Origin of the sequence: Streptomyces sp. NPDC001407 (assembly GCF_042895325.1) — a bacterium.
Lineage (GTDB): Bacteria > Actinomycetota > Actinomycetes > Streptomycetales > Streptomycetaceae > Streptomyces.
In genome coordinates, this window is record NZ_JBIAWF010000060.1 from 1 (window position 1) to 4,523 (window position 4,523).

At 67.0% G+C, this 4,523-nt stretch carries 3 protein-coding genes; 1 reads left to right on the top strand and 2 read right to left on the bottom strand.

Annotated elements, in window-relative coordinates:
* Positions 1-389 precede the first annotated feature (389 nt).
* A complete protein-coding gene (locus ACFY1P_RS35310; protein ID WP_390753001.1) occupies positions 390-623 on the top strand; it encodes a hypothetical protein in 234 nt (77 codons plus the stop codon).
* 62 nt (positions 624-685) lie between these two features.
* Here ACFY1P_RS35310 and ACFY1P_RS35315 read toward each other — a convergent pair whose 3' ends face one another.
* Positions 686-3,139, bottom strand: coding sequence for a tyrosine-type recombinase/integrase (locus ACFY1P_RS35315; protein ID WP_390753002.1), 2,454 nt, complete (start codon positions 3,137-3,139; stop codon positions 686-688).
* Complete coding sequence (locus tag ACFY1P_RS35320) at positions 3,136-4,431, bottom strand: tyrosine-type recombinase/integrase (protein ID WP_390753003.1); 1,296 nt, start codon at positions 4,429-4,431, stop codon at positions 3,136-3,138. The genes ACFY1P_RS35315 and ACFY1P_RS35320 overlap by 4 nt, the downstream gene beginning before the upstream one ends.
* Positions 4,432-4,523 lie beyond the last annotated feature (92 nt).

The window sequence follows — 4,523 nt, forward strand, 5'->3', positions numbered from 1 at the left end:
GCTCATAACCCAGAGGTCTTCTCCGAACTAAGCAGCAGTGCAACGGAATCGGCGGTCCCGGGCCCCCGATGCGGCATAATGGGGCCATGCAGCCGTCCTCGAAGCGTGAAGTCCCCAGGGCTAAGGCCCTGCTGAGACTGCTCATGGGCGGGCGTTTCTTCCAGTCCATCACCGTCTTGATCGCGATCGTCGTCGACGCGTGGATGGATCATCGGCCGCTCGGCCGAATGGGTAGCCTTCAGCGGCTTGAGCCCAGTCAGCCCGCTGTCTCCACCAGTTGAGATTCCCTTCCCGTGCCCTGGGTGCGGGAAGGGATCACGCGCGCCCGCTGGGAGGGCTTCGAGTAGCGCGCCTTCTCTCACCCCTCGGTTCACTTCGAGGGAAGACGTATGTCCCTTTTCGGGAAGATCAAGGGCCTTCTTGGCCATCGGAGCCAGGTTCAACCTCCCGTCGGCCTCGCCGTCGACCAGACGCCGGCCAACGAGCCCCCGGTGACCCCTCCGAGCAGCGGCAACAACCGCAGCGAGGACGCCGGGCTGAAGAACTCGGTGGCGAGGGGCGCCGCTGAGGGGGCCGCTCGGGAAGCGGTGCGAAACCTCTTGGAGATCCTCCTCGGCGACTAGCACTGAGCATGCGGGGTGTCCCCGGCGCATCGCGCCGGGGACACCCCGTCAGTCGCACCTGGTTAGGTTCCGTTGGTGGCGAAGCTGGTGCGAACGGCAACCTGGCTGAAGCTCGGAATGCCCATGAACACCGGCGATTCCTTCTTCTTCTGCCTCGCGTCAAGCTGCATGATCTTCTCTTCTGCGGCGTCCCGGCTCACCGAGAGACCTTCAACCTCGCCAAGCCACCCTTCTCTTTCGGCTTCGGCGATCCGGTCGTTCAGGTTGTCGCGGATCTCGACAAGTCGCCCTCTCTCGTTGGGATCCACGATGAGGACTGGGCAGCGGACACAGGCGTGCTCGTGAATGCAGTCGGTTCCGAAGGCTCGCCCGCATGATCCCAGCGCCAGCTTGCGCCGTTCGAAATGGTTCAGGAACTCCTGCCATTCCTCGGAGGTGACCGCGCGATATTCGTCGCGTGGGCGAAGATTTCGACGGCGAGCGATGAATGACCGATGGGCTTCGATGGCTTGTGCTGGATAGACGGCGTTGTAGCCCATGGTCGTGTTGATGTTGGTGTGACCTGCGATGACTTGGGCGATGTGCGGGGGCAGTCCGTTGAGGATTGCGTCGGTGATGAAGATCCGCCGAAAGTCGTGAGGCTGGAACTTCAGCGGGTTTCCGGCGCCGTCGGTCAGACCGGTCGCTAGCAGCACATCGTTGAGTGCGTCGCGGACGGTGTTGGAGGAGATGGGGCGCCTGTCACCCGAGACGTTCCACTGGTAGAGAAGCGGCATGGGATCATTCCATGCCTTCTCGTGGATGTCGTAGCTGGGGACCGAGGGAATTGCCCCATTTTCACCGCGCACTCGTGTGACCACGGTGCTCAGGACGTCGGCCAGTTCGGGAGTGACCAGCAACAGGCGTTCCTGGTCTGTTTTTGATGGCGCAATTTGCAGCAGGGGGACGAACTCGCCTGTGGTGGGGAGCTTGTAGCGGATGATGCTGTGATGGCCGAGTTCCAGCAGTTCCTCGATGCGGATTCCCGTGTGGCGGAGGATCTCGATGGTGGCCCAGCCCCAGAAGGCGCGCTTCTCCTCGGCCTCGAAGTCCCGGCGACGGCCCGAGGCGTCATATGCCTGGCCCGTGAGGCCAGCGCGGGAGGTGCGCTTCGGCGCGGTGAACGTCTCCCCGAGGGCGGTGAACCGGGCGCCGAGTGGGACGGCGTGGAGCGCGTCCAGGCGGGTGCGGGCTTCCTTGAGCCGGCGGTCGGCGACGCGGATGAGTGTGGGCAGGACGGGAAGCCGCTCGCGCGTCCGCTGGTCCGAGGCGGTCTTCCGCCGCTGCTTGGTCTTCTTGTCGGAGCAGTCGGCTTCCGTGACCGGGCAGCGGGCCGCCCAAGGTCCCCATCGGGCTGGCTCGTCCAGGGCCCACTGGGAGATGTCCAGGTAGAAGGCCCGGACGAGGGTCTTGATCGCGGGCGCGCTGGAGCGCGGGGTCGTGGTCTCGACGACCCGGCCGTCCGGCATCCGCCGACGGCGTGTGACCGTGTTGACGCGGGCCTTCCAGGCGGCGGCGATCTCCGGGCTCAGATGGAGCGAGTCGATGTCCTCGTGGTGGCGTTCGAGGTCGGACCAGAAGTTGCCAGCCAGGGCCGTCGACAGGGTGATCAGCGACTTGTGGTCGAGCGAGGGCTGGCGTTCGGTGAGGTAGTCGACGAGGAGGTCGCGGACCGGACGGCAGCGCAGACGGTAGCGGTCCACGAGTTCCGCGGGACTCACCTGCCCGGTGCGGGTCTGGAGCCGGAGCAGGGTCGCCGGGGCATCCGGCGGGAACTGGCCGAGGTCACGCAGGGCGGTGTAGGCAATGCGGGTGCCGCGGGCCGCATCGTGGCGCGTCTCCTGGAGCAGGACGAGGAGGTCGCCGACGACGATGTCCTCGACGCGGCCACCGAAAGCCGCAAGCAGGCGGGCGACCGCCTTGAGCGCCGCGGAAGCATGCCGGGTGGACTGGATGGCCGGCGGGAACTGGGCCTCCAGGCGGGCGAACCCTTCGGGGTCACGAGCCGCCGCCATGGCCGGGCGAAAGGCGTTCGAGGAGCTGGCCGCCAACCATGCCGGGGAGGGGCGGATGACGTCCGCGCAGATCAAGGCCAGTGTCCCGGAGGCAAGACAGGCCGAGGTCGGCCGTCGGCCAAGGGCGGTGGAAGCCCAGTCAAGGACAGTGCTGTGCCACCCGGCGGTCGAGTGAACCGCCGGGCTCGCATCCCAGTTGGCCTGCCAGGTCGATCCGGGAAAGGTCTGGAGCCAGGCCAGGATCGCGCGGGCGCCGACCATGCGGGTGAACTGGCCACTCTCCGTCTCGGCCCGGAAGGGGCCCCGCCGGAGGGTGTCCAGGACGTAGTCGGTGTCGGCCCCGGTCATGAACCAGGGCTCGAGATTCTGGCGCGGCGGGAACTTCTGCAGAAGCGCGGCGGCCTCGGCGCCGGCGAGCTTGCGATGGGTCTGCGGCGGCGCCGTGATCGTTGCGGTGGTCACGCGACGAGCCCTCCGAAGAGGGTGTTCAGCGAGTCCTCACTGTAGGCGGGGGCCGAGGGAGCCGGCGGCGGGGCGTTCTTCTTCGCCTCCTGCCGGGCATGGTGTGCCAGACCTGCCGAGATGACCTCGTCCCGGCTCGGGCGGAGGTACTTCTGGAGCGTGCTCTGATCCTTGTGACCGAGGATGTGCTGGACGTAGACCAGCGACATCTCGGGGTCCTCGGCCATGCGGTAGGTGGCGGTGTGCCGCAGGTCATGGAGTGTCCAGTTGGCGCCCAGGAGCTCGACCGCCCGGTTGAACATGGCGCGGGCGGCGTCGTAGTTCAGCGGCCTCCAGGGACGCCGCAGGGTCCACCACAGGGGCTGGTTGCGGCCTCGCGGGACCCCCTTGCGCCAGGCGTCCTCCTGGTAGAGCCGGAGCCAGACAAACGCGTCGGGAGATGCCGGCAGCTGCTGGTATTCGCGGGTTCCTTTGCGGATCACGCCGATGACCTGCTGGCCAGGCAGAGCGTCGCGTTCGGTCGCGGTCAGCAACTCGACCGAACGGGCGGCGCTGGAGACCCAGAAGGCCAGCAGGGCGCGGTCCCGGTGCGAGCGCAGGCCGGCGAAGACCTCGGTGTACTTGTCGTCCGGTATTCGGCGGGGGATCCGCTCCGGGACGGTCGGCCGGTAGCGGCCGGTCCGCTCGTGCTTGAACTCGTCCGCCGGGTTGTGGCGGGCATGAGGCCGACCGTTGCGACGGGTGCGGTCCAGCGGGAACGGGTTGACCAGCAACTGGCCGCTGACACGGTCGAGATGGAAGTCGTAGAAGGTCCGCAGGACGGTCTCGCAGTGGGCCCGGGTGCTGGGCGCGTACTTCTTCCCGATCGTCGACTTACCGGTCACCGGGTTCGGCGTTCCCGGCGCGGGACGGCCGGTCGTGGGCTTGCGCCGGGCTATCTCGGCGGGGTCCTTGCCACGGTGCCGCCAGTGCACACGTACCGGCTTGTCCGCGAGCTGCATCCACAGCGTGAAGTCGCGGGCGTCCTCGCGTACGGCGCGGTCCCACTCGATGCCGTGGGCCCACAGAAATCGCCACCACCGCAGCAGATCGTTGCCGTACGAGTACAACGTGGCGGCGGGGCTGTCTGCGGCGAGCAGGTCCTTGAAGTAGACCGCGACCGGTTCGACGCGTCGACCCTCTGGGTCGATGAGCCGATACGGCTCCCAGGCGTCTCCCGTCGATTGCAGCCGCCCGATCTCGGGCAGCACGAAGGTCTTCAGATCTCGTTCAAGTGGTCTCGCATCACGCACCGCCGGAACTTAACAGAAATACCCTCTGACCTGCGAAAACGTCAAAGTTAGTTCGGTCAATACACCGCAGGTTCAAATCCTGTCCCCGCTAC

Excerpts from the sequence above, each read along its gene's own strand:
- ACFY1P_RS35310 (WP_390753001.1), top strand. The coding sequence starts at position 390 with ATGTCCCTTTTCGGGAAGATCAAGGGCCTTCTTGGCCATCGGAGCCAG.